General features: G+C 62.7%; 25 protein-coding genes, 1 tRNA gene and 1 pseudogene. 8 read left to right on the plus strand and 19 right to left on the minus strand.

Annotation, left to right across the window (positions count from 1 at the left end; all coding sequences use genetic code 11):
• Positions 1–72: 72 nt before the first annotated feature.
• Positions 73–1,038: a DMT family transporter gene (locus ACVWWD_RS16865; protein ID WP_352548176.1), complete on the plus strand. Its 966-nt coding sequence runs from the start codon at positions 73–75 to the stop codon at positions 1,036–1,038.
• Here the strand turns inward: ACVWWD_RS16865 and ACVWWD_RS16870 are convergent, their stop codons facing one another.
• The 3 genes from ACVWWD_RS16870 to ACVWWD_RS16880 all read right to left on the minus strand — a co-directional run bounded on the left by ACVWWD_RS16870 (position 1,039) and on the right by ACVWWD_RS16880 (position 3,506).
• Positions 1,039–1,851 (minus strand): helix-turn-helix domain-containing protein, encoded by an 813-nt coding sequence (locus ACVWWD_RS16870; protein WP_023771599.1) that lies wholly within the window; start codon positions 1,849–1,851, stop codon positions 1,039–1,041. It abuts the gene before it with no gap.
• A gap of 53 nt (positions 1,852–1,904) precedes the next feature.
• Entirely contained in the window at positions 1,905–2,771 is an 867-nt protein-coding gene (locus ACVWWD_RS16875; protein ID WP_023784328.1) for a uracil-DNA glycosylase, read from the minus strand.
• Positions 2,772–2,861: 90 nt separating this feature from the next.
• Positions 2,862–3,506: a hypothetical protein gene (locus ACVWWD_RS16880; RefSeq protein WP_023771602.1), complete on the minus strand. Its 645-nt coding sequence runs from the start codon at positions 3,504–3,506 to the stop codon at positions 2,862–2,864.
• A gap of 220 nt (positions 3,507–3,726) precedes the next feature.
• Between ACVWWD_RS16880 and ACVWWD_RS16885 the strand changes: the two genes are divergently transcribed.
• Both ACVWWD_RS16885 and ACVWWD_RS16890 read left to right on the plus strand, forming a co-directional pair.
• Positions 3,727–5,406, plus strand: a complete 1,680-nt coding sequence (locus ACVWWD_RS16885) for an electron transfer flavoprotein-ubiquinone oxidoreductase (protein WP_023794913.1) — start codon at positions 3,727–3,729, stop codon at positions 5,404–5,406.
• Positions 5,407–5,544: 138 nt separating this feature from the next.
• Positions 5,545–6,141: a DUF922 domain-containing Zn-dependent protease gene (locus ACVWWD_RS16890; RefSeq protein WP_023794912.1), complete on the plus strand. Its 597-nt coding sequence runs from the start codon at positions 5,545–5,547 to the stop codon at positions 6,139–6,141.
• A 63-nt stretch (positions 6,142–6,204) separates the two neighbouring features.
• Here ACVWWD_RS16890 and ACVWWD_RS16895 read toward each other — a convergent pair whose 3' ends face one another.
• The 5 genes from ACVWWD_RS16895 to ACVWWD_RS16915 form a co-directional block, all read right to left on the minus strand.
• Positions 6,205–7,215, minus strand: a complete 1,011-nt coding sequence (locus ACVWWD_RS16895) for an endonuclease/exonuclease/phosphatase family protein (RefSeq protein WP_023794911.1) — start codon at positions 7,213–7,215, stop codon at positions 6,205–6,207.
• 145 nt (positions 7,216–7,360) lie between these two features.
• Positions 7,361–8,821: an AMP nucleosidase gene (locus ACVWWD_RS16900; protein ID WP_245273873.1), complete on the minus strand. Its 1,461-nt coding sequence runs from the start codon at positions 8,819–8,821 to the stop codon at positions 7,361–7,363.
• Between the two features lie 117 nt (positions 8,822–8,938).
• Entirely contained in the window at positions 8,939–9,133 is a 195-nt protein-coding gene (locus ACVWWD_RS16905) for a hypothetical protein (protein WP_015318605.1), read from the minus strand.
• A 40-nt stretch (positions 9,134–9,173) separates the two neighbouring features.
• The gene (locus tag ACVWWD_RS16910) at positions 9,174–9,329 is read right to left on the minus strand and encodes a hypothetical protein (RefSeq protein ID WP_023771606.1); all 156 of its coding nucleotides are present in this window, start codon (positions 9,327–9,329) and stop codon (positions 9,174–9,176) included.
• Between the two features lie 208 nt (positions 9,330–9,537).
• Positions 9,538–9,879 (minus strand): DUF2147 domain-containing protein, encoded by a 342-nt coding sequence (locus ACVWWD_RS16915; RefSeq protein ID WP_352548178.1) that lies wholly within the window; start codon positions 9,877–9,879, stop codon positions 9,538–9,540.
• 438 nt (positions 9,880–10,317) lie between these two features.
• Here ACVWWD_RS16915 and ACVWWD_RS16920 point away from each other — a divergent pair, with 438 nt between their 5' ends.
• Positions 10,318–10,584 carry an SEL1-like repeat protein gene (locus tag ACVWWD_RS16920; RefSeq protein WP_010915070.1) on the plus strand — a complete coding sequence of 89 codons (267 nt, stop codon included), beginning with the start codon at positions 10,318–10,320 and terminating at the stop codon, positions 10,582–10,584.
• 425 nt (positions 10,585–11,009) lie between these two features.
• A complete protein-coding gene (locus tag ACVWWD_RS16925) occupies positions 11,010–12,131 on the plus strand; it encodes a branched-chain amino acid ABC transporter substrate-binding protein (protein ID WP_457103208.1) in 1,122 nt (373 codons plus the stop codon).
• Between the two features lie 77 nt (positions 12,132–12,208).
• On the opposite strand, the gene ACVWWD_RS16930 is transcribed toward ACVWWD_RS16925, so the two are convergent.
• From ACVWWD_RS16930 to ACVWWD_RS16960, 7 genes are all read right to left on the minus strand, one after another.
• Entirely contained in the window at positions 12,209–14,194 is a 1,986-nt protein-coding gene (locus tag ACVWWD_RS16930; RefSeq protein ID WP_352548182.1) for an acetyl/propionyl/methylcrotonyl-CoA carboxylase subunit alpha, read from the minus strand.
• Positions 14,195–14,243: 49 nt separating this feature from the next.
• Entirely contained in the window at positions 14,244–14,618 is a 375-nt protein-coding gene (locus ACVWWD_RS16935; RefSeq protein ID WP_023771610.1) for a hypothetical protein, read from the minus strand.
• A gap of 120 nt (positions 14,619–14,738) precedes the next feature.
• A complete protein-coding gene (locus ACVWWD_RS16940; protein ID WP_023771611.1) occupies positions 14,739–15,269 on the minus strand; it encodes an O-acetyl-ADP-ribose deacetylase in 531 nt (176 codons plus the stop codon).
• A gap of 1 nt (position 15,270) precedes the next feature.
• On the minus strand, positions 15,271–16,878 hold the full coding sequence (locus ACVWWD_RS16945) for a carboxyl transferase domain-containing protein (protein ID WP_352548184.1): 1,608 nt from the start codon (positions 16,876–16,878) through the stop codon (positions 15,271–15,273).
• A 1-nt stretch (position 16,879) separates the two neighbouring features.
• Positions 16,880–18,043 carry an isovaleryl-CoA dehydrogenase gene (locus ACVWWD_RS16950; protein WP_352548186.1) on the minus strand — a complete coding sequence of 388 codons (1,164 nt, stop codon included), beginning with the start codon at positions 18,041–18,043 and terminating at the stop codon, positions 16,880–16,882.
• A gap of 74 nt (positions 18,044–18,117) precedes the next feature.
• Positions 18,118–18,765, minus strand: a complete 648-nt coding sequence (locus tag ACVWWD_RS16955; RefSeq protein WP_352548187.1) for a TetR/AcrR family transcriptional regulator — start codon at positions 18,763–18,765, stop codon at positions 18,118–18,120.
• A 38-nt stretch (positions 18,766–18,803) separates the two neighbouring features.
• Positions 18,804–19,112, minus strand: a complete 309-nt coding sequence (locus ACVWWD_RS16960; RefSeq protein ID WP_352548188.1) for an acylphosphatase — start codon at positions 19,110–19,112, stop codon at positions 18,804–18,806.
• Positions 19,113–19,253: 141 nt separating this feature from the next.
• Here ACVWWD_RS16960 and ACVWWD_RS16965 point away from each other — a divergent pair, with 141 nt between their 5' ends.
• Entirely contained in the window at positions 19,254–19,559 is a 306-nt protein-coding gene (locus ACVWWD_RS16965; RefSeq protein ID WP_352548189.1) for a MarR family winged helix-turn-helix transcriptional regulator, read from the plus strand.
• Here the strand turns inward: ACVWWD_RS16965 and ACVWWD_RS16970 are convergent.
• Together ACVWWD_RS16970 and ACVWWD_RS16975 are read right to left on the minus strand one after the other, a co-directional pair.
• Positions 19,556–20,668 carry a pyridoxal phosphate-dependent aminotransferase gene (locus tag ACVWWD_RS16970; RefSeq protein WP_352548191.1) on the minus strand — a complete coding sequence of 371 codons (1,113 nt, stop codon included), beginning with the start codon at positions 20,666–20,668 and terminating at the stop codon, positions 19,556–19,558. The genes ACVWWD_RS16965 and ACVWWD_RS16970 overlap by 4 nt on opposite strands.
• Before the next feature lie 139 nt (positions 20,669–20,807).
• Positions 20,808–20,942, minus strand: a complete 135-nt coding sequence (locus ACVWWD_RS16975; protein WP_352548192.1) for a hypothetical protein — start codon at positions 20,940–20,942, stop codon at positions 20,808–20,810.
• A gap of 323 nt (positions 20,943–21,265) precedes the next feature.
• Here ACVWWD_RS16975 and ACVWWD_RS16980 point away from each other — a divergent pair.
• Both ACVWWD_RS16980 and ACVWWD_RS16985 read left to right on the plus strand, forming a co-directional pair.
• Positions 21,266–21,356: transfer RNA gene (locus ACVWWD_RS16980), tRNA-Ser, on the plus strand.
• A 306-nt stretch (positions 21,357–21,662) separates the two neighbouring features.
• Positions 21,663–22,025: pseudogene (locus tag ACVWWD_RS16985) on the plus strand (tyrosine-type recombinase/integrase); the annotation flags it as partial.
• 30 nt (positions 22,026–22,055) lie between these two features.
• On the opposite strand, the gene ACVWWD_RS16990 reads toward ACVWWD_RS16985, so the two are convergent.
• Entirely contained in the window at positions 22,056–22,943 is an 888-nt protein-coding gene (locus ACVWWD_RS16990; protein ID WP_352548194.1) for an alpha/beta fold hydrolase, read from the minus strand.
• A 107-nt stretch (positions 22,944–23,050) separates the two neighbouring features.
• Complete coding sequence (locus ACVWWD_RS16995; RefSeq protein ID WP_457103209.1) at positions 23,051–25,081, minus strand: lytic transglycosylase domain-containing protein; 2,031 nt, start codon at positions 25,079–25,081, stop codon at positions 23,051–23,053.
• Between the last annotated feature and the right edge of the window lie 343 nt (positions 25,082–25,424).

Genomic DNA, 25,424 nt, shown 5'->3' on the forward strand with positions numbered 1-25,424 from the left:
CGACAATTTCCCGTTCTGCCGTTCCGAGAGCCGCAACGTGCCCTCGACCGCGGGCAGAGACGCATTGCCAAAGTGACATCAGGAGCGGGGGCGCAAGCAGAGACGACGCGCGGCCACGGTACGCTGAGAGGCATCGTGCTGAAGATCGTCTCCGTTGCGGTTTTTGTCGGCATGCAAACCTGTATCAAGGCGGCAGGCGATGTGCCTGCCGGGCAGATCGTCTTCTTCCGTTCCTTCTTCGCCATCTTACCGATCATTGTCTTCCTGACGTTGAAGGGACATCTGGCCACGGCGTTCGTCACGAAACGCCCCTTCAACCACGTCGCGCGTGGCGTCGTCGGCGTCGGTGCCATGGGGCTCGGCTTTTTCGCGCTCACCAGGCTGCCTCTTCCCGAGGCGATCACCCTGAACTATGCACAGCCGCTGTTGGTCGTGGTGTTCTCCTCGGTCTTCCTTGGCGAGACCATCCGCGTCTATCGCTGGAGCGCTGTCGCCATCGGCCTCATCGGCGTGCTCGTCATTTCCTGGCCGGAACTGACGCTGCTCAATTCGGATGAAGGTCTCGACGACCAGGAGGTCCTGGGCGTCATGGCCGCGCTGGCGGCCGCGGCAATCTCGGCTGTCGCCATGCTGCTCGTGCGCAATCTGGTGCAGACGGAGAAGACGGCGACCATCGTGCTGTGGTTCTCGTCGACGGCAAGCGTGCTCTCATTGCTGACGCTGCCCTTCGGCTGGCAGTCGCTGACGCCGATACAAGCCACGTTGCTCATCCTCGCCGGCTTTTGTGGCGGCCTCGGCCAGATTTTGATGACCGCGGCCTATCGTCATGCCGAAGCCTCGGTCGTGGCGCCTTTCGAATACACCTCGATGATCCTCGGCGTCGTCGTCGGCTATTTCGTTTTCGGTGACGTGACCTCACCCGGCACGCTGGTCGGTGGCGTGATCGTGGTCGCCGCCGGCATCTTCATCATCTGGCGCGAACGGCAGCTGGGTCTGGAACGAACGCGCACCCGCAAGGCTGCGCTGCCGCAAGGGTGATCAGGACCGTTCCGACCGCTCGTTTGCCAAGCGTACCAGCACCACCCGTGTCTGCTCATCGGCCGGGAAAAAGGATTCGATCGCCAGTTCCGAAAGAGTGACATCCAGTGGCGTGCCAAACACGGTAATGGTGCTGATGAAGGAAAGCACCGTATCCCCATGGGCAAGCCGCAGCGGATGCACGATCGCATTCGGCTCGACCGGCTTCGGCCGGCTGCTCTGCAGGCCAGAGGGATAACCGCGAAGCTCTTGCTCCAATGCCACCAGCACCGGGTCACCGGCGGCATCGTTCTGATGTTTCAGCCGTTCGAGCAGGTGGGTGCGCCATTCCTGAAGGTTCACGATGCGCGGCGCGACACCACCTGGGTGCAGGCTGAGCCGCAGCACATTGACGGGTGGCTGGAGCAGCGAGGGTTCGGAAACATCGGCCAGGAATGGCCCGATCGCCGTGTTCGCCGCAACCAGGTTCCAGTGCCGGTCCACCGCCAATGCCGGAAACGGCTCATGCCCCTTGAGCACCATCTCGACCGCCGCCATTGCCGGTGCCAGCGTCGTATCGGTGAGCGGCCGTTCGCTGAAGCTCGGCGCGAAGCCCGCGGCCAGCAGCAATTGATTGCGCTGCCGCAGCGGGATCGCAAGCTGCTCGGCCAGATGCAGCACCATGTCGCGCGAGGGCGCGGCACGCCCGCTTTCGACGAAGGAGAGATGCCGTTGCGAAATCTCCGCTTCCATGGCGAGGTCGAGCTGGCTCATGCGGCGGCGCGTGCGCCATTCGCGGATCAAGCTACCGGCGGAGGCTTGGGGCGTTGTCATGCAGGACGACTAGGCTGACGCTGAATGCATTTCAATTACCCGCGAGGTCATCGCTAGCTCACTTCCCGCAGCTTCGCCTTCACTTCGAGAAAATCCCGCCATGCCAGCTTCTTGTGCGCGGGCGTGCGCAAGAGATAGGCCGGGTGCAATGTCGGCATGGCCGGGATGGCAACGCCGGAACCCGTTGTGTGGACGCGCCAGTTGCCGCGCAGCCGCAGGATTCCTTCCGAGGTGTTGAGCAAGGTCTTGGCCGACGGGCCGCCGAGATTGATCAGCACCTTGGGATTGACCAGTTCGATCTGGCGCTCGATGAACGGCCGGCAGATCTCGGTCTCGTGCGGCGTCGGCGTGCGGTTGCCGGGTGGGCGCCAGGGAATGACATTGGCGATGTAGACCGAGCTGCGGTCGAGGCCGATCGCGGCCAGCATCCGGTCGAGCAGGCGGCCCGAGCGGCCGACGAAGGGCAGTCCTTCAATGTCCTCGTCGCGGCCGGGGGCTTCACCGACCAGCATGACAGCGGCTTGCGGGTTGCCGTCGGCGAAAACGAGGTTCTTGGCGGTGGCCTTGAGATTGCAGCCCTCGAAAGCGGCCATGTGCTGGCGTAATTCGTCCAGCGACATTGCCGCGTTTGCCAGCTGGCGCGCCAGTGCCGCCTGCGCTTCGTCGGGCACGGCCGAGGTGGGCGGGCGCGGGGCCGGAGCATCTGGCACGGCGCGCCCATCGAGGCGGGGCGGAGCCGTGCGCGGCTCCGGTGCGCTGCTTTCGCGTGGCGCCGTCGGCATGCGCTCCGCCGGCTTCGGCACGGCCTCAGCGAACCGATTGACCGGCACATCCTCCAAAGCCTCGTCTACACCCGCGCTAGCGTAGAAGGCGAGCAGATCGGCCAAATCGACCGGATTGTTGGGAGAGGCGGCAGTCATGGCCGCACCATCGTCCGGGCCGGATCAATTTGCAACCTCGGCTAAGTCGGTGGCGGCAGCCAATCCCGCTTGCCAAGGCGAGGTCGCGGTCTAGCCAGTGGGTATGCGTGGATCCTGCACCAGATAGAAGGTCCATCGCGGCGTGTAGTCGGTCATCAGGAATTCGAAGCTGGCGGTCTTCAGCGGGTCCACCTTGCCGTTTTTGAACAGCAACCGGTCATAGGGCTCGAAATCGCGGTCGAAATCGGCGAAATTGCTCGACCAGATATTGTCGGGCGTCTTGTTGCGCTGGTCGAACGAAAGCCCGTCTCCGAACACGCTTGGCTGGTCCAGTATTTCCTGAAGCTCGAACTGGAACTCGATCCAAGCCTGGCCGCTGTTGTTGAGGACGTCAATGCGCATATACATGATGCCGTTGGCGAACTCGCCTGCTCTGCCGAATGCCTGGATCGGCTTTGTGGTGCGGATGGTCAGCGTCACGGGTGTCGCCGAATTCAGCTCTTCGGTGATGACCAGCGGATCGTCCTTGGTTCCGATGCCGGAGGCTCCGGTGATGCGGAAACCGCCAAGCTCGTCGGAGAACGAGTACGCGCCTGTCGCCCAGACCTTCACTTCATCCGCGACGGCATGATCCGGGCTCAACGCCAGAAGGGCCAAAATAAGCGCCCGGCAGGCCCGGCCGGGCGTTGATGGAAAGCGCGTCGAAGAGAAGCCGCCTGGCCCGGGAATGCGCATGGCGGGAAGTATGGCCGATAAGCAAGCCGTCGAACAATAAAAAACGCAAGCCTGGCGGGTCGCGCCGCGCGGAAATGGCTTCTCTGCCGCGCAAAGCGCGACTTTTTGGCCAATTCGGCATTGTCACGTATGCGCCGGTTTCCTGTCGCCAATTGATGCGCTATGCAGCGCAGGAGCCAGCAAGATACGCCAACGGCGGCAAGCCAGTGCGGAGGGGTTGATGAGCGATATCGAACGCGAGAGCATGGAATTCGACGTGGTCATCGTCGGCGCCGGACCGGCCGGCCTCGCCGCGGCCATCCGCCTCAAGCAGGTCAATCCCGAGCTCTCCGTCGTCGTGCTGGAAAAGGGCGGCGAAGTCGGCGCCCACATCCTGTCGGGTGCCGTCGTCGATCCGATCGGCATCGACCGGTTGCTGCCTGGCTGGCGCGAGGAGGATGGTCATCCCTTCAAGACGCCGGTCACGGCGGACCATTTCCTGGTGCTCGGCCCCGCCGGTTCGTTCCGCCTGCCCAACATCTTCATGCCGCCGCTGATGAACAACCACGGCAACTATATCGTCTCGCTCGGCAATGTCTGCCGCTGGCTGGCTGGCAAGGCCGAGGCGCTCGGCGTCGAGATCTACCCGGGCTTTGCCGCGGCCGGCCTGCTCTACAATGAAGAAGGCGCCGTCACCGGCGTCGTCACCGGAGACATGGGCGTCGAGAAGGACGGCACGCACGGTCCGGGCTTCGCGCCGGGCATGGCGTTGATGGGCAAATATGTGCTGATCGGCGAAGGCGCGCGCGGTTCGCTGGCCAAGCAGTTGATCGCTAGATATAAACTCTCCGATGGCCGCGAGCCCGGCAAATACGGCATCGGCCTCAAGGAACTCTGGCAGGTCAAGCCGGAGAACCATCGACCGGGTCTGGTGCAGCATTCCTTCGGCTGGCCGCTGGACATGAAGACTGGCGGCGGTTCGTTCCTCTATCATCTGGAGGACAACCAGGTGGCGGTCGGCTTCGTCCTTCACCTCAATTATAAGAATCCCTATCTGTCGCCTTTCGAGGAATTCCAGCGCTTCAAGACCCATCCGGCGATCGCGGGCACGTTCGAGGGCGCCAAGCGCCTGGGCTACGGCGCGCGCGCCATAACCGAGGGCGGCTGGCAGTCGGTGCCGAAATTGTCGTTCCCGGGCGGTGCGCTGATGGGGTGCGCGGCGGGCTTTGTCAACGTGCCGCGCATCAAGGGCTCGCACAATGCGGTGCTGTCGGGGATGCTGGCGGCCGAGCATGTCGCCAAGGCGATCGGCGCCGGCCGTGCCAATGACGAGCTTTCAGCCTATGAGGATGCATGGCGGGCGACCGACATCGGCAAGGACCTGAAGAAGGTGCGCAACGTCAAGCCGCTCTGGTCGCGGTTCGGCACCATCATCGGCGTCAGCCTGGGCGGCCTCGACATGTGGCTGAACACGCTGTTCGGCGTCTCGCCCTTCGGCACGCTAAAGCACGGAAAGGCCGACTACGCGACGCTCGAGCCTGCCGCCCAGCACAAGAAGATCGTCTATCCAAAGCCTGATGGCGTGCTGACCTTCGACCGCCTCTCCTCGGTGTTCCTGTCCAACACCAATCACGAGGAAAACGAGCCGGTCCATTTGCTGGTCGGCGACATGGACCTGCAGAAACGCTCGGAACATGATGTCTTTGCCGGACCTTCCACACGCTATTGCCCGGCCGGCGTCTACGAATGGGTCGACAAGGACGGCAACGCCGCCGCCGATCCGCGGGCGAAGGACGTGCGCTTCGTCATCAACGCGCAGAACTGCGTCCACTGCAAGACCTGCGACATCAAGGACCCGAACCAGAACATCAACTGGGTGCCGCCGCAAGGCGGTGAAGGACCGGTCTACCAGGGTATGTGACCCCTGCGCCGCCGGGCCGGCCAGGGCGCGGCAGCAAAATTGCAGCGGAGTTCTGACTGCAAGAGCATGCAGCACAGCAGAACCGTTGAAACTATCACCGGCTTATGGTTCCCTTCTCCGGGGACAAGGAGAAGGCCGATGCGCCGGACAGTTCTGACATGCCTCATCGTCATCGGGACACTGTGCGCGCCGGAGGCCCTGGCCGGCACCAGGGCAATCGTCCAGACGCGGACCTACGACATCACGGGAAGCTCGGGTACGGCCTTCATCGACGCGATGGACAGCAAGGGCCCCAAGCATGGCTTCATGACGCATGCCATCGCCACAACCGCCTATACGGTCGACTGGGATCTCGGCGGAGGCCAGGAGAACGGCGTCTGCCGGCTGCGGCGGGTCAACGGCACGCTCAATCTGTTCTACACCTTCCCTCGCGTAGGCTCGCCCATGGCGCCGACGTTGAAGAGGCGTTGGAACAGATTTTCCGCGGGTGTTCGCGCCCATGAGGAAACACATGGGCGCATCGCCAGGGAGATGATGCGCGTGACAGAAAGGTCGATAACTGGCCTGCGGGTCGCCAACGACCCATCATGCAACAAGGCGCGCCGCGAGGCTCGGCTTCGCATCAAGACCGTTTATGCAGAATATGAGGCGAGACAAAACGCCTTCGATCGGCGCGAGCATAGCGATGGCGGCCATGTCGAACATTTGATCGCTGCCTTGATCGGGAAACCTTGAACGAGTGATCCGTTCGCCATCTCAACGCTTCGCCGCGGCGCGGGTGCTCCATTCGTTGACGCGTCAGCTGTGCGGCTCAGCAGGCAAATCGTGCGCCGCGAGCGCAGTGGCGTGCCCATCGTCAGGCTGCTTCTCATCGGACCGGACCGAAAATTCGACCAGCACCGGCAGGTGGTCGGAGCCGGTATCTTCCAGCCGCGTCGAAGACAGGATCGTCACGCCGCCTTTGCTGAACACCTGGTCGATCGGCAGGCCTGCATAGCGGCGCAGGAAGTCCGGCAGTGTCCGGTGGATCCAGGTCGGGCCGGCGGAAGGCATGAGTGTCAGACCGCCGAGAGCCGCGACCCGCCGCACCGCGGCACTCCACGGCACGGCGTTGCAATCGCCCGCCATGATCGCGGTCTCGGCGAGCGCGGCGAGTGGCTGCGCCAGTTCGCCGATCTGCCAGTATTGCTCCTTCGGCCAGGGCCAGCTCAAATGGATCGCGGCGACATCGACATCGGTGCCGCCGAAGTCGACCGTGGCGATAGCCATCGCGCCGCGCGGCTCGCAGCGCGGCGCGGCGTCGGCGGCAAAGGGCCGGCGCGACAGCAGCGCCACGCCGAACATGCCGTTTGGGTAGGGGCAGAGGATTCGGTAGGGGTAGGCGGTGGCGATGTAGCCAAGCTCGGTCGTCCACATCTGCGACACCTCGTCGAGCGTGATCACGTCCGGATTGGTGCGGCCGATCAGTGAGAGCACTTTCTTCGGTGTCGGATTGTTGAAGCGAAGATTCATCTGCAGCAGGCTGTAAACGATCTGGCCGGTCGGCTTGGCGGCCGCCTGTTGTCGCCACCCTTTGGGCAGCGCACCCGTCGTTGTGGCCAGGCAGGAAATGGCAAAAAGCAGCCCGGCCGCCGCTTGCAGCCGAAACGGGCTGGCGAGCAGCGGCAGCGCCAGAAGTGCCATCAGCACGCTGAGATGAATACGGAAATGCGAGAAGGAATCGAACGCCGGGTGCAGCGCGCCGAAAAATCCGGCCAACAAAGCGGCGGACAATGCCGTCATCGCCAGGAATGCCAGCCCAGCCGTCATATTCAAGCGCGCGCCTGTTGTCATTGAGGTCGTGTCTGCGAGGTCGTATCCGCTGAATGTCGCCTGTCGGTCCGTTCGATCTGATATCGGCCAAATTGCGGCCTGAGCAAGACGACGAATTGCCTCGCCGAGGCTTCGCGGTCGCCTACTGGAATGCCGTTTCCGAAAAGCTCCGGAGCTTGCGCGAATGCAGCCGCTCCATCGGCATCTCCGCCAGCTTCTCCATCGCCCTGATACCGATAGTCAGGTGCTGCGCCACCTGCCGCTTGTAGAACTCGGTCGCCATCCCAGGCAACTTCAACTCGCCATGCAGCGGCTTGTCGGAAACGCACAGCAGCGTGCCGTAAGGGACGCGGAAGCGGAAGCCATTGGCGGCGATAGTCGCCGATTCCATATCGAGTGCGATGGCGCGCGACTGCGACAGGCGCTGCACCGGTCCGCGCTGGTCGCGCAGTTCCCAGTTGCGGTTGTCGATGGTGGCGACGGTGCCGGTACGCATGATGCGCTTCAAATCATAGCCCGACAGGCCGGTGACCTCGGCGACGGCTTCCTGCAGCGCGACCTGGATCTCGGCCAGCGGCGGGATCGGCACCCAGACCGGAAGATCGTCGTCCAGCACGTGGTCCTCGCGCACATAGGCATGCGCCAGCACATAATCACCCAGCGCCTGGGTGTTGCGCAGCCCGGCGCAGTGACCAAGCATCACCCAGGCATGTGGCCGAAGCACTGCGATATGGTCGGTGATGGTCTTGGCGTTGGAAGGACCCACGCCGATGTTGACCATGGTGATGCCGCCATGGTTCGGCTTCTTCATATGATAGGCCGGCATCTGCGGCAGGCGCTGTGGCGCTACGCCTTCGCTAGGCGCGCTCTGTCCGGCCCGGGTGATAACGTTGCCAGGTTCGACAAATTCCGTGTAGCCGTCACCACCCTTTTCCATCAGGTCGCGGGCGCGGGCGACGAACTCGTCGATATAGAACTGATAGTTGGTGAACAGCACGAAGTTTTGGAAATGCTGCGGGCTGGTTGCGGTGTAGTGCGTCATGCGGTGCAGTGAATAATCGATGCGCTGCGCCGTGAAAGGCGCCAGTGGCCGGGGCTCGCCGAAGGCCACTTCGAACGTGCCATTGGCGATCTGATCGTCGGTGCCGTCGAGATCCGGCACATCGAACAGGTCGCGGATCGGCCGCTTGATGCGTTCGGCGGCGGCGCCGTCGACATAGGTGCCTTCCAGAAAAGCGAAATGCAGCGGGATCGGCGTGGTCGATTCCGAGACGGTTACCGACACGCCATGATTGCGCATGATCAGCCGAAGCTGCTCGATGAGGTAGGTCTCGAACAGGTCCGGCTGGGTAACCGTGGTGGCGAAATGCCCTGGTGTTGGCATGTGGCCATAGGCCTGGCGCGAGTCGACCTGGGTGAACGAACTCGTGGTGACGCCGATCTCGGGGTAGAAGGCCCGGTAGCGCTTGCTGCTGTCGCCGCCGGCGGCTAGGGCCGCGAAGGAATCGCGCAGAAACTTGGTATTGCGTTCGTAGAGCACCTGCAGCGCGGCAACGGCCTTCTCGGCGTTATCGAAGCTTTGCCGGCCAAAAGGCTCGGGCATGACGACAGATTCGATGGCCTGGGGATAGATTCGCTTTTCCATGGCTCAATATAGAGACTTGGACGGGCGGTTGGGAGGGGGCTCGCCGCCGAAGGCGCTCAAAGCGCCCTTTTTTCTTCAACCCCGCTGCAGGCTGACCAGCAGTACGAACCCGACGCCGGACTTTCTGAGCGCCGGCGCCTCGATCGTCGAGCCGCTATCGGCGCGCATCATCGGCACCGCCAGGACCGGGGCGGCCAGCAGTATCAGGATGAGCGCCGCCCGCGGCAGGAGCCGGAGGGTCTTGGAGAGGTTGGCGGCGATGCGGTTCATGATCTCTGTGCTTTTCTTTTCGAGGTCCGGGTTCTCTGTTTCAGTGACGAAAATCGGTCGGGCAGGCGAGGTGGCACATTCTGTTGGCTTCGTCCCAGGAGCGCGGGGAACGGCCCGCTTCGGCGACGAGGATGGCGAAGAACATTCCAAACAGGCTCATCAGCAGGCAGACAATGGTGAAGCGGCGAGCAAGCATTGGGTCCGTGTCTCCTTCAACACGTATGAGAATGCCCTGACGCCTCTGAACCGGCTCTGATGCCGGCGTTCATCTGCCGTTCAAATTGATTGAAGAGATGTTGACTGGGTTGCGGGCAACCAGAATGCCGACCGAGCGCTGCCTGCTCGTCGACAAAACGAAAACGGGGCCCGCCGGGCCCCGTTGGAGATCACAAGGAAATGGTCGCTTAGAGCTTGTGCCAGGTCTGGCTCTTGCAGATCAATCCGCCGAGCACGCAACCGCTCATCTTGAGCGACGCGCCCGACAAGGTTGCCTTGCCCGAATAGGTCTTGTCATTTGCCGGATCGGTGATGTTGCCGGTGTATTTGTTGTCCCCGGCCGCCTTGAGCGAGCCAATGGTCTTGCCGGCATATTTGCCTGACTTGAGCGTGATGGAGAACGAGCTGCTGCCGGAAATGGCAGCGGTGTCGCCGGCTTGCGTTTTCCAGTTGCCCTCGATTGGATCGGCCCACGCCCCTCCGCTCAGGATCAAAGCGGCCGCTAGGGCCAGGCTCACTTTTCGAAACATGTCTTACTCCCTTTGGATAGCCAGCCGGATGCTCCGCCTCGCCGGTCTGCCGCTTACGCAAACGTAAGCTAATCCAGCTTCCGTCAAAACGAAAGCAGTGCCGCGACGGAAGGCTTTGGCATTTCGAAGCGCCTGAATTCGCCCTGTTGGCCCGGAAATGAAAACGACCGGCGCCTCGTGTTTGTTTTCTAGGGTTAGCAGAGTGTTGACCGCGCGCTCGAAAATTTTCCTCAAATTTGGCGAAAAACAGCTGAATTGCTGGCTTCGTATCCTTAACGAATTTACGCGTTTACCTCTTGTTTTACCTTTGTTTTCCTCAAATTAAGCACGCCATTTAACGACGGATTCAAGCCTGAGCGGCATTCTCGAAAGCATCGAAAGAGCGGCCCGGACAAGACGAACGGAGGCAGCTCTCGGGAGCCAGACAGGGGACTAAAAATGGCACGTTTTGAAATGCTTGAAGCAGGCTTCGGCGCCATGGGGGCAACTGCCCAGGCCGACATTCTCTTCGAACTGGGCATGATGTATGCGACCGGCCGCGATTGCGAAACCGACGTCGTTGCCGCCCACAAATGGTTCAACATCGCCGCCATCAAGGGTTCGGCCCGCGCCGCCGAACTGCGCTCGGAACTCTCGGCGGCCATGTCGAAGGTCGAGATCGCCAAGGCGCTGCGCGAAGCCCGCGAATGGATGACCATGCACTGAGTTCCGCCAGACGGGGACGCTCCGGCCAAGACCGCAGAAGACGGTCGGGCCAACAGGGACAAGGCTGCGCAGACAGCCAGGCCACGGCCATCGACAACGAGAACGCGGCACGCCGACAGGTCCAAGCCGCGCAACGAACCATGAGCCCGAACACTCCGGTTTCGCAACGATCATGGTCAACAGGAAGACAGGGAAGGTGGGTTGGGTTCACAGCGCGGGGGCGCTGGGGAAAAAGCCTGACAGGCAAAAAAGCCATGACCAGCCGAAACAAGGCTGGCGTGGCTTTTTTGCGTGGATGAGGCCACGCAGGCCCAATCGAGTGGCGCCAATGCGCCTAGACAGGTCCGATGAAGGATGAAATTGTCCCGCCTCTCTGGAAGAAGCGCGGCCGGGCGGCCGCGCGTGAGTGGAGGAGTTCTATCATCATGAAAAAAATGAGTGTTTTGAGCGCGGCCATTTTCGGCCTGATGATGAGCGCGCCGGTCGCGTTCGCCGATGCCATCACCATCTCGGTGGTCGGCCCGATGACGGGACAGCTCGCCACCATCGGCGATCAGTTCAAGCAGGGCGCACAGGCCGCCGCCGCCGCCATCAACGCGGCTGGCGGCGTCAACGGTTCCCAGATCAAGCTCGACATCGAGGACGACCAATGCGATCCCAAGCAGGCGGTGTCGGTCGCCAATCGCATCGTCGCCAACAGCGTCAAGTTCATCGACGGGCATGCCTGCTCGGGTTCGAGCATTCCGGCCTCGGCGGTCTATGCTGAGGCCGGCGCGCTGATGATGAGCCCGGCTTCCTCGAACCCGGTGCTGACCGATGCGGCCGCCAAGTCCGGCTGGTCCACGATCATGCGTCTCTATACGCGTGACGACGCACAGGGCGCGTTCATCGGCCCGTGGATCGCCAAGAAATACGCCGGCAAGAACGTCGTCATCCTGCACGACAAGAGCGCTTACGGTCAGGGCGTGGCTGATGCCGTCAAGGCAACCATGAATACCGGTGGCCTCAAGGAGGTCTATTATGACGCCATCAACCCGGGCGAGAAGGACTATTCGGCGCTTGTCACCAAGCTGAAGGGTCTCAAGGCCGACGTCGTCTATTTCGGCGGCTACCACCCTGAGGCGGGTCTGATCCTGCGCCAGTCGGCCGAACAGAATTTCAAGTTCCAGCTGATCATGCCGGATTCCATCGCCTCGCCGGAGTTCTGGCAGGTTGCCGGCCCGGCCGGCGAGGGCACGATGTTCGTGTTCCCGTCGGATCCTCAGGCAAAGCCGGAAGCCAAGGCAGCCGTCGAGAAGATCAAGGCCGGCGGCTTCGTGCCGGAAGGCTTCACGCTGTTCTCCTATGCGGTGGTCCAGGCATTCGCCGAAGGCATCAAGCGTGCCGGCAGCGACGATCCGGCCAAGGTTGCCGAGGCGCTGAAGAATGGCACGGCGATCAGCACGGTTGTCGGCGACGTCACCTTCGACGAGAAGGGCGACCTCAAGAATGCCAGCTACGACATCAACCAGTGGCATGACGGCAAGTACGCGCCGATCGCGCAGTAATCGCCCTGGCAGTCGAGTAAACGGAATGGCCGGGTTCGTCCCGGCCATTTCCTTTTGCGATACGCGGTGCGCTCCTTCTATCCGCCGGCAGCCGCGGTGGATGCGCTCTGGTCCTCGACGAACCGCACCAGCACCGTGCCGTCGGTGACCTGCGCTCCTTCACCGGCGATCTCGGCGATCACCCCATCATGCGGGGCGGCGATGATGTGCTCCATCTTCATCGCCTCGAGGATCAGCAGAGGTTGCCCTTTGATCACAGCGTCGCCTTTCGCCACGCGCACAAGCTTGACCAGACCTGGCATCGGCGCGCGCAGGCTGCCGGTGGCGGCGGCCGCTTCATCGCTCCTGGCCAAGGGATCCGGCACCGCGAAAGTATAGCCGACGGCGCCTTCGAACACCGTGATGTGGCCAGGCCAGCGGGCGAGGCGGGGAACGGCGCGAAGATCATGCGAATTGGTGCTGTCATAAGGCGCATCGAGCGCCACCTGGAAGCGCCCGTCCGATCGCACTGAAATCCTTGCCTGAATGGCTTCGTCACCGAACTTCAGCCGCATGCGCCGCGCCACGCAGTGGAAATGCGCATAGCCGGCGAGTGACGACCATGGGTCGTTCGACGACGGCAACGCTCCGGCACCCGAGGCCGCCACGGCGGCAGCCGAGATGATTTCGCCGGTCGGCGGCGCGACCGCCGTCAGCGCCTCCTGGTGTCTGCCGATCAGGCCGGTATCGATGTCTTCAGCCATAAAATCCGGATCGGCGGCAAGAGCGGCAAGAAAAGCGGTGTTGGCGGTGGAGCCGGCAGTCTCGGTTTGCGCGAGCGCGGTGCGGAGCGCTTCCAGCCCCGCCAGTCTGTCTCCGGCATGGACGACCAGCTTCGCGATCATCGGGTCGTAATAGGGCGAGATGGCATCGCCAGCCCGCACGCCGGTCTCGATGCGCATAGCGGCGCCTTCGGGGGCAACGCCCGGAAATTTAAGGTGGTGCAGCGTGCCTGTCGCCGGCAGAAACCCCTTGGCCGCATCCTCGGCATAGATGCGCGCCTCGAAAGCATGGCCGGAAAGCGTGATCTCGCTCTGTGTCTTCGGCAGTTTCTCGCCGCAGGCGACCCGTAACTGCCACTCGACGAGATCGGTGCCGGTGACCATCTCGGTGACCGGATGCTCGACCTGCAGCCGGGTGTTCATTTCCATGAACCAGAAGCGGTCGGCATCGAGGCCTTGCGAGGCGTCGACGATGAACTCGATGGTGCCGGCGCCGGAATAGTTGATTGACTTGGCGGCTTTTACCGCCGCCTCGGTCATTGTCTTGCGCAAAGCCGGCGTCATACCGGGGGCGGGGGCCTCCTCGATTACCTTCTGGTGGCGGCGTTGCGCCGAACAGTCGCGCTCGTAGAGATGCACCGCATTGCCGAAATTGTCGCCGAACACCTGCACCTCGATATGCCGCGGCTTGTCGACATATTTCTCGACCAGCACGCGGTCGTCGCCGAAAGCGGCCTTTGCTTCGCGCCGGGCGCTGGAGAGTGCCTCGGAAAAGTCATCGGGGTGCTCGACGCGGCGCATGCCCTTGCCGCCGCCGCCAGCGCGCGCCTTGATCAGGACGGGATAGCCGATCTCGCGGGCCTTTGACGCAAGCAGCACGATTTCCTGCGCCTCGCCATGATAGCCGGGAACGACCGGAACGCCGGCTTTTTCCATCAGCCGCTTGGCGGCGTCCTTCAACCCCATGGCGCGGATCGAGGCCGCCGACGGGCCGATGAAAACGAGGCCGGCCGCCACCACCTGGTCGACGAAATCGGGGTTTTCCGACAGGAAGCCGTAACCGGGATGGATAGCCTGGGCACCCGTGGCCAGGGCCGCGGCGACAATCCTGTCACCACGCAGATAGCTCTCGCCGACAGGCGAAGGACCGATATGGACCGCCTCGTCGGCCATCTCGACATGCAGGGATCTCGCGTCGGCATCCGAATAGACGGCGACAGTGTGCACGCCGAGCTTGCGAGCCGTGCGGATGACGCGGCAAGCGATCTCGCCCCGATTGGCGATCAGGATTTTCGTGAACATGGAGCCTCCCGGGTCAGTATCGGGCGGCGCCGTTTTGGCAGGCACCGGCCTATTTCGAAGCGGCGATCTCGCAGGCGCCGCCGGTGGTTACCTTGTAGTGCGTGCGCGTGGCCAGACAGGATTTCATAGCCAGTTCTTCCGCTGCCTTCTGTGACGGCGCGTTCAGATGCCCGCCGCAGATTATGTATGATGACATGATCCGGGCATAGGGCGTGGTGGCGTAGGCCGAATGGCCGCCAGCCGCCACATACGCCTTGTAGGCCTTGGTACATGGATCTTTCGAGTTTCGTGGCAAATAGGGCGGGAAACGTTTGTCTCCCTCGCTTCCCGTCAGCGATCCGGCCACGCCCAAACCGTACGAGGCGGCTAGCAGCAATGCCGAAAGTGTTAAAGTAGACACATTCCGTGAATATTTCTGTTTCATTCTCACCCCATCCCAACTGCAAAGTGCAGGAGGAGCGATAGCGAATATTCTCCGGCGCCGCCAGAGCCGCGGGATGAGCTCGCGATTTCGTGAGCGAACGAGGGGCCTGGTCTATAAAATTCAATATTCACCCAATATCGCAAGATGCCGTCGGTATAGTTTTGCCATGGCTTCGTCGAAGCAGCAGAGCACAACGATTTCGGGAAGCATGTTGTGCTTGATGAAGTCATTGACCTCATAAACGGCGACTTTGGCCGCGTCATCTTTCGGATAGCGGTATACACCGGTCGAGATAGCTGGGAACGCAACCGAGCGGCAATCATTGGCGACGGCTAGTTCAAGCGAACGCCGGTAACAGGACGCCAGCAGCTCGGCTTCGCCCTTGCCACCGCCCTGCCAGACGGGCCCGACAGTATGGATGACATGTCGAGCCGGCAGCTTGTAACCCTTGGTTATCTTGGCATCGCCGACTTTGCAGCCATTCAGCATCCGGCATTCGAATTCAAGCTCGCGGCCTGCCGCGCGATGAATGGCGCCGTCGACGCCGCCGCCACCAAGAAGCGAAGTGTTCGCGGCATTGACGATGGCGTCTACATCGAGCTTCGTGATGTCCCCGGTGTGGACTTGGATCCTGTCTTGGGCCTTGCTCATCTCACATCCTGAACACGCCGAAGCGTGTCTCCTCGATCTCGGCGTTGAGCGCGGCGGACAGGCTGAGCGCCAGCACCTCGCGTGTCCTGGCCGGATCGATGATGCCGTCATCCCAGAGCCTTGCCGAGGAATAGAGCGGATGGCCTTCATGCTCGTACTTCATCAGGATCGGCTTCTTGAATTTCGCCTCCTCCTCGGCGCTCCATTCCCCGCCCTTGCGCTCGATGCCTTCCCGCTTGACCATGGCCAGCACCGTCGCCGCCTGCTCGCCGCCCATCACCGAGATGCGCGCGTTCGGCCACATCCACAGGAAGCGCGGTGAGTAGGCGCGGCCGCACATGCCGTAATTGCCGGCGCCGAACGAACCGCCGATGATGACGGTCACCTTTGGCACCTTGGCGGTCGCCACTGCCATCACCAGCTTGGCGCCGTCCTTGGCGATGCCGCCCGCCTCGTATCTCCGGCCGACCATGAAGCCGGTGATGTTCTGCAGGAAAACCAGCGGAATCTTGCGCTGACAGCACAATTCGATGAAGTGCGCGCCCTTCAGCGCGCTTTCGGAAAACAGCACTCCATTGTTGGCTATGACGCCGACCGGCATGCCATGCAGGTGGGCGAAACCGGTGATCAGAGTGGCGCCGTAGTTCTGCTTGAACTCATCGAATTCGGAGCCGTCGACGATGCGCGCGATCACCTCGCGCACGTCATAGGGCTGGCGCAAGTCGGTCGGAACAATGCCGTAGAGTTCGTCCGCTGGATGAAGCGGCGGAATCGGTTTCTGCAAATTGAGGCTTACAGCCTTGTTCCGATTCAGGTTCCTGACGATGCGCCGGCAAATGGCGAGCGCATGCTCGTCGTCCAGCGCGTAGTGATCGGCGACGCCGGAAAGCCTGGTGTGTACATCCGCGCCGCCCAATTCCTCGGCGCTGACGTCTTCGCCGGTGGCCGCCTTCACCAGCGGCGGTCCGCCGAGGAAGATGGTCGCCTGGTTGCGCACCATGATCGTCTCGTCCGACATCGCCGGCACATAGGCGCCGCCAGCGGTGCAGGAGCCCATGACGCAGGCGATCTGCGGAACGCCGCCAGCCGACATGTTGGCCTGGTTGTAGAAGATGCGGCCGAAATGCTCGCGATCGGGAAAGACCTCGTCCTGGTTGGGCAGATTGGCGCCGCCGCTGTCGACCAGATAGACGCATGGCAAATTGTTCTGCAGCGCGATCTCCTGCGCGCGCAAATGCTTCTTCACCGTCAGCGGATAATAGGTGCCGCCCTTCACCGTGGCGTCGTTGACAACGACCATCACCTCGGTGCCCTCGACGCGGCCGATGCCGGCGATCAGGCCGGCCGACGCAATCTCCTCGCCATACATGGACCAGGCCGCGAACTGGCCGATCTCGAGGAAGGGCGAGCCGGTGTCCAGCAATTGCGCCAGGCGTTCGCGCGGCAGCAGCTTGCCACGCGAAACATGGCGCTCGCGCGCCTCTTCCGAACCGCCGCGCTCGACGGTCGTGGCCTTTTCGGCGATGTCGGCGACCAGAGCCCGCATGCGTTCGGCATTGGCGCGGAAGGTATCGGAGGAGGGCGAGATCTGGGTTTGGAGGACGGCCATGCTACACCCCCTCCGCCATGATCTCGCGCCCGATCAGCCAGCGACGGATCTCGCTGGTGCCGGCGCCGATCTCGTAGAGCTTTGCGTCGCGCAAAAGCCGGCCGGTCGGATAGTCGTTAATATAGCCGTTGCCGCCAAGCAGCTGGATGGCGTCGAGTGCCATCTGCGTCGCTTTCTCGGCGGCGAACAGCACGCAGCCGGCTGCATCCTTGCGGCTGGTCTGGCCGCGGTCGCAGGCGGCGGCGACGGCGTATACGTAGGCACGCGCGGCGTTCATCGCCGTATACATATCGGCAAGCTTGCCTTGCACCAGCTGGAATTCCCCGATCGGCTGTCCGAACTGCTTGCGCTCGTGAACATAGGGGATCGCTACGTCGAGGCAGGCCGCCATCAGACCGATCGGGCCGCCGGCAAGCACGGTGCGCTCATAGTCGAGGCCGGACATCAGCACCTCGACGCCGCGTCCTTCCTCGTGCAGCACATTGTCGAACGGCACCTCGACGTCCGAAAAGACCAGTTCGCCGGTGTTGGACCCCCGCATGCCGAGCTTGTCGAGTTTCTGCGCCACCGAAAACCCCGGCATCGCCTTTTCGACGATGAAGGCGGTGATGCCGCGCGATTTCCGGTCCGGGTCGGTTTTGGCGTAGACGACCAGCGTTTCGGCATCCGGGCCGTTGGTGATCCACATCTTGGTGCCGTTGAGCACGTAGCGGTCATTGCGCTTTTCGGCGCTCAACTTGAGTGACACCACGTCGGAGCCGGCGCCGGGTTCCGACATGGCCAGCGCGCCGACGTGCTCGCCTGAACATAGCGGCGGCAGGTATTTTTCCTTCTGTGCCGGCGTTGCCCAGCGGTTGATCTGGTTGACGCAGAGATTCGAGTGGGCGCCGTAGGAAAGGCCGACCGATGCCGAGGCACGCGAAATCTCCTCGACCGCGATCACGTGGGCGAGATAGCCCATGCCGCTGCCGCCGAAATCGGGATCGGCGGTTATGCCGAGCAGGCCAAGAGCGCCGAGTTCTCCCCATAGATGCGCCGGGAATTCGTTCTCGCGATCGATGTCGGCGGCTATCGGCGCGATTCTGTCCTGGGCGAAGCGCCGCACAAGGTCGCGCAGCGCCTCGATGTCCTCGTCATGCCCGAAGCTGAGCGTGTTCGTGTACATGTCGTTCCTCCTGCCGCATGCCTCTCGAAAGCCGACTTCGATTTTCGGAAAGGATCCCGCGCGAAATCAAAATGCTACAGCATCCTTTGCACATCCGAAGGGACGCGCGACGCTGTAGTATCGGTAGCCATCTTCGCGCCGACCAGGCGCATTGTCATCGAAAGGTATGTCTGCGTGACCTCGGCGATCGACAATCGCTCGCCCGGCCGGAACCAGACGATGACGCCGGTCATCATCTGGATCAGAGCCATGGCCGTCAGGCCGGTGTCCTCGATGCTGAAAATACCCGCCTCGGCGCCATCGCGCAGGATCGAACGAAGTTCCTTTTCGTAGGCCGTGCGCATGCGCAGGATCTGTGTCAGCCTGTCGGGCGACAGGCTGCGCAATTCCATGTTCGACACATGCGTGGCATGGCGGCGCTCGATATGAAAGGCGATGTGGTTGCGCACATAGGCGGCAAGCTGCCGCGCCGGATCCGCGCCAGCCGGCCTGGAGTGCTCCCAGGCTTCGCGAAGCCCTTGCATATGTTCGCGCATCAGCGTGAACAGCAGGCCTTCCTTGGTCGGGAAATAGCGGTAGAGCGCGGCGGCCTGCACGCCGACCTCGGCGGCCAGCTGGCGCATCGACATTGCATCATAGCCGTAACGCGCAATCAGGGTGACCGCCGCTTCGCGGATAGCCGCCTCGGTTCGGCCGCCGTCTGATCCCGTGGTGCGTGCCATTGTCACCTCACTGGCAACGTAATAAAACGAACGTTCAATTAATTCAAGTGGCGGAAATCGGTCTGTGCTATGATTCTGAAGTCTCCAGGGGTGGTCCAGGTCTCCAATTCGTCCACATCGATCCGCGAGACAGATGCGCACGGCGGGCCTTGCCGCAGCCGTTCAATCATGGCCGCAATCGCCGCGTCGCCGCCGGTGAGCCATGCCGTCACCGAGCCGTCTCTTTCGTTGCGCACCCAGCCCAATAGCCCGAGCCTTGTCGCTTCACCGCGTGCCCACGCCCTGTAGCCGACCCCTTGGACCGTGCCGAATATGTGCGCCTGCACTGCCCTTTTCCGGTCATTCATGGCTCGCTCCGTTGCATTGAGTCTGGCGCGGCATCGAACGAAGGCAACGGCTTGACAGAGTGACCGCGATGAAATCGACCGGCTTCTGTCTATTTTTGGTCGAGGCGCGGGTGCTGTTCAAGCTCGGCCGTCGCTCCCGCCATGGCGCCAATCGCCCGGGACCTCCAGGTGGAAGCCGCCTATGTTGCGAGAATCATCCGCACATTTTCTGCCGCCGGCCTGACCGAGATGTGCACCGGTCCCGCGCCACTCCGGCCGCGCGTTCTTTCGCTCACCGCGCGCGGCCAGGCCGCGCTTGCGGCACTTGATGCGGCCACGGATCGTGATCTCGCCCGCCTGACCGCTGGCTTGAATGACAGGGAAGCCGCGGAATTTTCGGATGTGCTGGCGCGTGCCGCGCATCTGCTCGGCGCCGCGATGGCTCCCGAGCGCCGCGGAGTGCCCTAGTTTCCGCGCGCCGCTGCCAAGGCGCCAGGCAATTCCTCGGCGAAGATGTCCAGTTCGTGGACGAGACCGACACTGACCCGGATGCAGCGGTCGAGCCGTGGCGCCATCGGCTTGCGGATGAAGACGTCGCGCGACAACAGCCCCTGCAGCACTTTCAGGGCGAAAGCACCGTCATGGCCGCAGTCGATGGTGACGAAATTGGTCGCCGAGGCCAGCGGCTTCAATCCGTTCTGTTCGGCGATATCAGCAATGCGCCGACGTCCGGCGGCGACCCGGGCCACCACCGTCTCGAGATAGGCTTGGTCGGCGAGAGCCTCGACGCCGGCGATCTGCGCCATGCGGCTGACACCATAGTGGTTGCGGATCTTCTCGAAGTCGCTGATCACTTGCGTCTCCGCGACGGCATAGCCGCAGCGTATGCCGGCAAGTCCATAGGCCTTCGAAAAGGTTCGCATGCGGATGACGTTCGGCCGCGAGATGTCGATCGGCGGCAGGGCCGAGGCTGGTCCCAATTCGCCATAAGCCTCGTCGAGCACCAGCATGGTGGTTTCCGGCAAGGCTTCGATGAAGCGGATGACCTCGTCGGCTTCCCACCAACTGCCCATCGGATTGTCCGGGTTGGACAGATAGACCAGCGGCGCCTTCTCCCTGACGACTGCCGCGAGCAGACTGTCCAGGCTTTCCCTGTCATTCTCGTAAGGGACGGTCACCAGCCGGCCGCCGACACCGGCAATGTGGAAGTTGAAGGTTGGATAGGCGCCGAGCGAGGTGATCACCGCATCGCCGGGCGCCACGTACATGCGCGCCACCAGGCTGAGCAGACCGTCAATGCCTTCGCCGACCACCACGTTCTCGACAGCCACATAGTGATGCTCGGCGACCGCGACCTTCAGATCGTAATTGTCCGGGTCGCAATACATCCACTGGTCGCGCGCGACACTCTCCATGCGGGCGATGACGCGCGGCGAAGGACCAAAACTGCTCTCATTGGCGCCGATGCGGGCACGGAAAGCGCGCCGGCGCTCACGCTCCTGCGCTTCGGGACCGACAAACGGCACGGTCGACGGAAGCGCGGCGATGAGTGGTGAGAGGGCAGGGCGTTGAGGCATGTCCGGAAGCTCGCTTGGAAGGGGGCTTCTTGCTAACGTGCGCCACCGGTCGGTGCAAGCTGCGCGATAGAGCATCGCTATAAATACAAAAAGCCCGGCGGTTGCCCGCCGGGTTTCGATTTCAACAAGCCGAAATGTCTTAGAACGAGCACTGGAAGCGGAGAATGCCGCCGATATTGCTCTTCTTCTCGGCGCCGTCCCAGGCCCGCGTCAGATCATCGCTAACGACGATCTGATAGTCGATCTCGGCCGTGACCGTAAAGCCGGGGACCACGTCATGAGCCGGTGGCGTTCAACCACGATGGTACCGGCGAAAGCGCTGTCAGGCTACTATCCCCCAGCGTTGTTGCGCAAATGACACCAATTCGGCCTCACTCAGAAAGCTCTCGTTAACCATCGGACCCGCCGCAACCGGCTTTCCAACCGAATCCGACGACCGGCCCGCGGAATCAAGAGAAGGTCGCCAGTCAGTCGCCAGCGATTTGCCGCATAACCGCCGCATAGGGGACGCCTCTGGGCCGGCGCGCTGTTATTTTTCCATATAATGGCGCAGGCTTGTTGATTGTGCCGGCGCTTTTCTTTATCCAGCGGCGCAACGGAGAGGTGGCCGAGTGGTCGAAGGCGCTCCCCTGCTAAGGGAGTAGAGGTCAAAAGCTTCTCGTGGGTTCGAATCCCATCCTCTCCGCCACCCTACGCCCTGCGGAGTTCTGCAGACCGAGCCTCGCTAACCGGCCCCCAGATCATCTGTCCGGAATAAAAAAGAAAACGGCTCGTCTGGCTGCTTTTCGTCGGCCTTCGCTCACGATTCTGACTGGAGGTCAGAAGATGAACATCAAGAGCCTTCTTCTCGGCTCCGCTGCGGCCCTGATCGCGGTTTCCGGTGCGCGCCCGACGCAACGCGACCATCAATCGAAAGATGGCCGCTCTCAGCAAACTGCTGCGCAAGGCTTACAAGATGGGAGATATTCCACAGCCTGCCCGAGTTTCGCCGCCAGAAGGTGCCGACGACCAGGTCGTGCCGCACATCCTGGGCCACACCTGCGCTTCGCGTCTTGTCCAGGGCGGCATCGACATCCGCAGCGTGCAGATGTGGCTTGGGCACCAGCCCTTGTCGATGACCATGCGCTACGCGCATTCGGCCACCAATGATCTCGATGGCTGCGTTGTCGTGCTGGAGAAGCCTCGCGGCGAGCAAGCGGCCGGCAGCGCGGAAAGCTCGCTGTTTTCGTCGCCGGTGACGACGCCGTCGGCGAAGCGGAGCAGACGGATGTGGGCGCTTCGGCGAAGGCGTCGCCAAAAGCGACCCGCAAAAGCTCTAAGGCCAAGTAGTTCCGACAGTTTGCCTTTGCTGCCGTAACAGCCCCGGGATCTGATCTGGTCTTGGGGCTTATTGCCTCTCGGCGCGATCGAGAAAAGCAGCAACGGTGCTGGGCAGGCTGCCGGTCTCGAGGAAAGGCGCGTGGCCTTGGCCCTCGACCGTGATCGCTTCGAGGTTGGGGTGGCGCTTCTTCATTTCTTCAAGCGTCTCGACGGACAAAAGTCTGGAGTTGGCGCCGCGTATGACAAGCATAGGCATGGCGGCCAGCGCCTCGAACTGCCTCCACAGATCCGGCAGTTTCTTGCTGAGGTCGAGGACGGCCAGCGTTTCAACCAGCCTCGGGTCGAAATCCGGCATCAGCCCCTGATCCGTCTCGCGATAGAGCGCTGACGCCATCCGCTCCCAATCCGCCGAAGCGAGGGCGGGAAAGTCGCCGCCATGGGTGTCGCGCTGGGCGTTGACAGTCTCGGCACGACTCTTCGGTTTTGGCGCGGGATCGAGATAGGTGCGGATGTGGGCAAGGCCGGCGGGTTCGATCACTGGCCCAATGTCGTTGAGCACGATGGCTTTCAGCGCCGCCGGCTGCATCGCGCCAAGCACATGGATGATCAGCCCGCCGCGCGAGGTGCCGATGAAGTCCGCCTGTTGGATGCCGAGCGCCGTCAGCCCGGCAAGGATGTCCCCCGCCTCGACGCCGACATTATAGTGACTGACATCGGGATCGTAGGCCGACTGCCCGCGTCCGCGGTAGTCGAAGGCGATGACCTTGCGTGCTAGGGCGGATCGCGTTGAGAGATAGAGCGCCAGCCCGTGAAAATCCCGCGCATTACGTGTCAGGCCAGGCAAGCAGACGACCGGCCAATGAGCGGAATTCGCTTCGCCATAGACGCGCGCGTGAAGTCTCAGCCCATCTGGCGCGGCATAGAAGAAGTCGGAGAAACCTGGGTCGCTCGACACGGGACGGACTCCTTAGCCGAAGGATCGTCCACGTCTGCTATAGGCGGAGCGCAGGAGGGTCAAATGGGAAAGGCTCCTCCTTGTCGTCACGAGGAAGAGCAAGAGCCTCAGCTGCGCCCGTTCACGAGATCGCCGACGATGTCGTACTTGCCGGAGATACGCATCTTGTAGACCTCGTAGTTCTCCATTACGCGCTGCACGTAACTTCTTGTTTCCGTGTAGGGAATCCGTTCGATCCAGTCCACCACCGCATCGATGTCCTTGCCGCGCGGGTCACCATATTTCGCCACCCACTGGCCGGCCCGGCTCGGGCCGGCATTGTAGCCCGCGAAGGTCAATACGTACGAGCCGTTGAAGCGATCAAGCTGTTCGCCGAGGAAGGCCGAACCAAGCGTTGCATTATAGGCGGCGTCGGTTGTCAGCCTGTTCTGCGAAAACTGCAATCCAGCCTTCTTCGCCAATTGCCTGGCGGTTGCCGGCATCAGCTGCAGCAGCCCGCGCGCGCCGGCACTGGATATGGCGCCAATATTGAATTCGCTTTCCTGGCGGGCGATCGCGTAGGCCAGCGCCTTGCCGGAACCGGAAATATTGGCCGAATCAGGGATGACACCGAGCGGATGCGACAGCGCTCCGACGTCGATGCCCCGCGCGCCGGCGATCTTGCCGATCTTCAGCGCCATGAAATGGTTGTCCTGCTTTTCCGCCAGGACGGCGAGCAGTGCCAGTTCACCCGGGCTGGTCAACTGCCCGGCAAGGTCGCGGTAGAGCGTTTCGGCATAGCGGTCGTAGCCCGCCTCCTGCAGGCGCTTGATGGCGGAGACGGCTTCGTGGCCGGCAAAGCTCTGCCGGTCGGCGGCACTTGGCTGGGGATAGAAGATGTTGAGTGCCTGCCGGCCGACACGTTCGGCGGCGAGCTGGCCGTAAAACGTGGTGCCGTAGGTCGCCGCACGTCCAAAATAGTCCTTGGCATAGCCGGGGCCCCCGACTTCCGCGGCGCGGCCGAGCCAGTAGTAGGCGCGCGACAGGGTCATCGGTCCCTGGGCAAGGTCGGCGATGCGCGTGAAATGCATCGCCGCGAGCTTGGGATCGTTCAGGCCGCGCAGCGCGTACCAGCCGGCATGGAACTCGGCTTCCGCGGCATTGGCCGCGCTTTCGGCGGCATGCGTGGCGACTATCTTGTATGCCGTCTTCATATCGCCCTGGTCGACCAGTTCGCGCGAGAGCACCCGGCGTTCGACCCACCAGGCATCCGGATCGACCAGGGAGTCACGGTCCGCCGGCGCCTTCATGACAACCGCCGCGGCGCCCGCAAAATCCTGCTGCTTGCGCAGATACTCGGCCTGCGCGAAGAAATAGCCGGCCGAATGCTGCGCGGCCGGCACGGCCTTCAGCAGTTTGGCGGCATTCTTGTCGCCCCTGTCGGCCGCCGCCCAGGCGTCGGCAAGCTGCTGGGCGCCGGCGAGGCCGGCGACACGCAAGGCGGAATTCACCCGGTCGGCATAGAACATGCGCTCCATGCGAAAACGGTGATCGGCGGCAGGAACAACGCTGCCGAACTCCTTGATCAGAGCCGTCTCGTCCTTGGCTTCCAGGATCGCGGTGCGCCAGAACGGCGACAGCACCGATCGCGCCGCCTTGGCGTTGCCGGACGACACATAGGCGCGCGCGAGAACCATCACGCCTTCGAATGTCTGCGGCTGGCTGCCGTCGAATGCCTTGACGACGACGTCGGCCGCCGGGTTTTCGCGGTAGAGCGCGCGCTCGCTGTTCTTGCGCAAGGCAACGGTGCCAGGCCAGTTGGGCAGCATCTTCGCGGCCGCCGCGATGTCGCCGCTCGGAACCTTGTCTCCGCCGTAAAGCGCGATCGCCCAGGCCAATATGTGCTGGTCGAGCGATTGTGCGGGCAGTGCATCACGCACGCCGCGCGCGCCGGAAATATCGGCGGCCGCCAGCGCATCCAGCCCACTTTTCAACAGCGCGACGCTGGGTGAGGGTGCCTGTCGCGCCTTGTCCTGTACACCAGGCACCGGGATGGCCGAGGTGACCCGCACATCGACGCTGCCGCTGATCGCCACGCCGGGCATCAGCGCGGCGACGGCGCCAAGCAGCGCGAAGAGATGAGGCCGACTGGTCGGCATGATGACGTGTCTTTCCTTAATCCAGCATTTTACCGGCGGCGAAGAAGCCTTGAAGCCTAAACTTAGGTCGTGAAGGGCTCGTAAACAAAGGGTTATCGAGGCCGTTGGAATTACGCTTGCTGGCACCATGGCAATGCTTGCCGCGCAACAATGTCGAGACTATGGTGCGCGGCTTCGCTTTCGGTTAGAAGGCGCGCACCACGAAACGCCGATGCATGGCGCCCAAAAGTGGATACCGGTTTTGGGGTAACGACATGCATAACCAACAAAGTGCATGGCGCCCAAAAGTGGATACCGGTTTTGGGGTAACGACATGCGTGAACCAAGAAGTCCCAAGGAGTTG

It is taken from the genome of Mesorhizobium sp. URHB0026, assembly GCF_054059755.1.

Coding starts and splice junctions, on each gene's coding strand:
- ACVWWD_RS16870 (WP_023771599.1), bottom strand. CDS start 1,851: ATGACAACGCCCCAAGCCTCCGCCGGTAGCTTGATCCGCGAATGGCGC.
- ACVWWD_RS16875 (WP_023784328.1), bottom strand. CDS start 2,771: ATGACTGCCGCCTCTCCCAACAATCCGGTCGATTTGGCCGATCTGCTC.
- ACVWWD_RS16880 (WP_023771602.1), bottom strand. CDS start 3,506: ATGCGCATTCCCGGGCCAGGCGGCTTCTCTTCGACGCGCTTTCCATCA.
- ACVWWD_RS16885 (WP_023794913.1), top strand. CDS start 3,727: ATGAGCGATATCGAACGCGAGAGCATGGAATTCGACGTGGTCATCGTC.
- ACVWWD_RS16890 (WP_023794912.1), top strand. CDS start 5,545: ATGCGCCGGACAGTTCTGACATGCCTCATCGTCATCGGGACACTGTGC.
- ACVWWD_RS16895 (WP_023794911.1), bottom strand. CDS start 7,215: ATGACGGCTGGGCTGGCATTCCTGGCGATGACGGCATTGTCCGCCGCT.
- ACVWWD_RS16900 (WP_245273873.1), bottom strand. CDS start 8,821: ATGCCCGAGCCTTTTGGCCGGCAAAGCTTCGATAACGCCGAGAAGGCC.
- ACVWWD_RS16905 (WP_015318605.1), bottom strand. CDS start 9,133: ATGAACCGCATCGCCGCCAACCTCTCCAAGACCCTCCGGCTCCTGCCG.
- ACVWWD_RS16910 (WP_023771606.1), bottom strand. CDS start 9,329: ATGCTTGCTCGCCGCTTCACCATTGTCTGCCTGCTGATGAGCCTGTTT.
- ACVWWD_RS16915 (WP_352548178.1), bottom strand. CDS start 9,879: ATGTTTCGAAAAGTGAGCCTGGCCCTAGCGGCCGCTTTGATCCTGAGC.
- ACVWWD_RS16920 (WP_010915070.1), top strand. CDS start 10,318: ATGGCACGTTTTGAAATGCTTGAAGCAGGCTTCGGCGCCATGGGGGCA.
- ACVWWD_RS16925 (WP_457103208.1), top strand. CDS start 11,010: ATGAAAAAAATGAGTGTTTTGAGCGCGGCCATTTTCGGCCTGATGATG.
- ACVWWD_RS16930 (WP_352548182.1), bottom strand. CDS start 14,194: ATGTTCACGAAAATCCTGATCGCCAATCGGGGCGAGATCGCTTGCCGC.
- ACVWWD_RS16935 (WP_023771610.1), bottom strand. CDS start 14,618: ATGAAACAGAAATATTCACGGAATGTGTCTACTTTAACACTTTCGGCA.
- ACVWWD_RS16940 (WP_023771611.1), bottom strand. CDS start 15,269: ATGAGCAAGGCCCAAGACAGGATCCAAGTCCACACCGGGGACATCACG.
- ACVWWD_RS16945 (WP_352548184.1), bottom strand. CDS start 16,878: ATGGCCGTCCTCCAAACCCAGATCTCGCCCTCCTCCGATACCTTCCGC.
- ACVWWD_RS16950 (WP_352548186.1), bottom strand. CDS start 18,043: ATGTACACGAACACGCTCAGCTTCGGGCATGACGAGGACATCGAGGCG.
- ACVWWD_RS16955 (WP_352548187.1), bottom strand. CDS start 18,765: ATGGCACGCACCACGGGATCAGACGGCGGCCGAACCGAGGCGGCTATC.
- ACVWWD_RS16960 (WP_352548188.1), bottom strand. CDS start 19,112: ATGAATGACCGGAAAAGGGCAGTGCAGGCGCACATATTCGGCACGGTC.
- ACVWWD_RS16965 (WP_352548189.1), top strand. CDS start 19,254: ATGGCGCCAATCGCCCGGGACCTCCAGGTGGAAGCCGCCTATGTTGCG.
- ACVWWD_RS16970 (WP_352548191.1), bottom strand. CDS start 20,668: ATGCCTCAACGCCCTGCCCTCTCACCACTCATCGCCGCGCTTCCGTCG.
- ACVWWD_RS16995 (WP_457103209.1), bottom strand. CDS start 25,081: ATGCCGACCAGTCGGCCTCATCTCTTCGCGCTGCTTGGCGCCGTCGCC.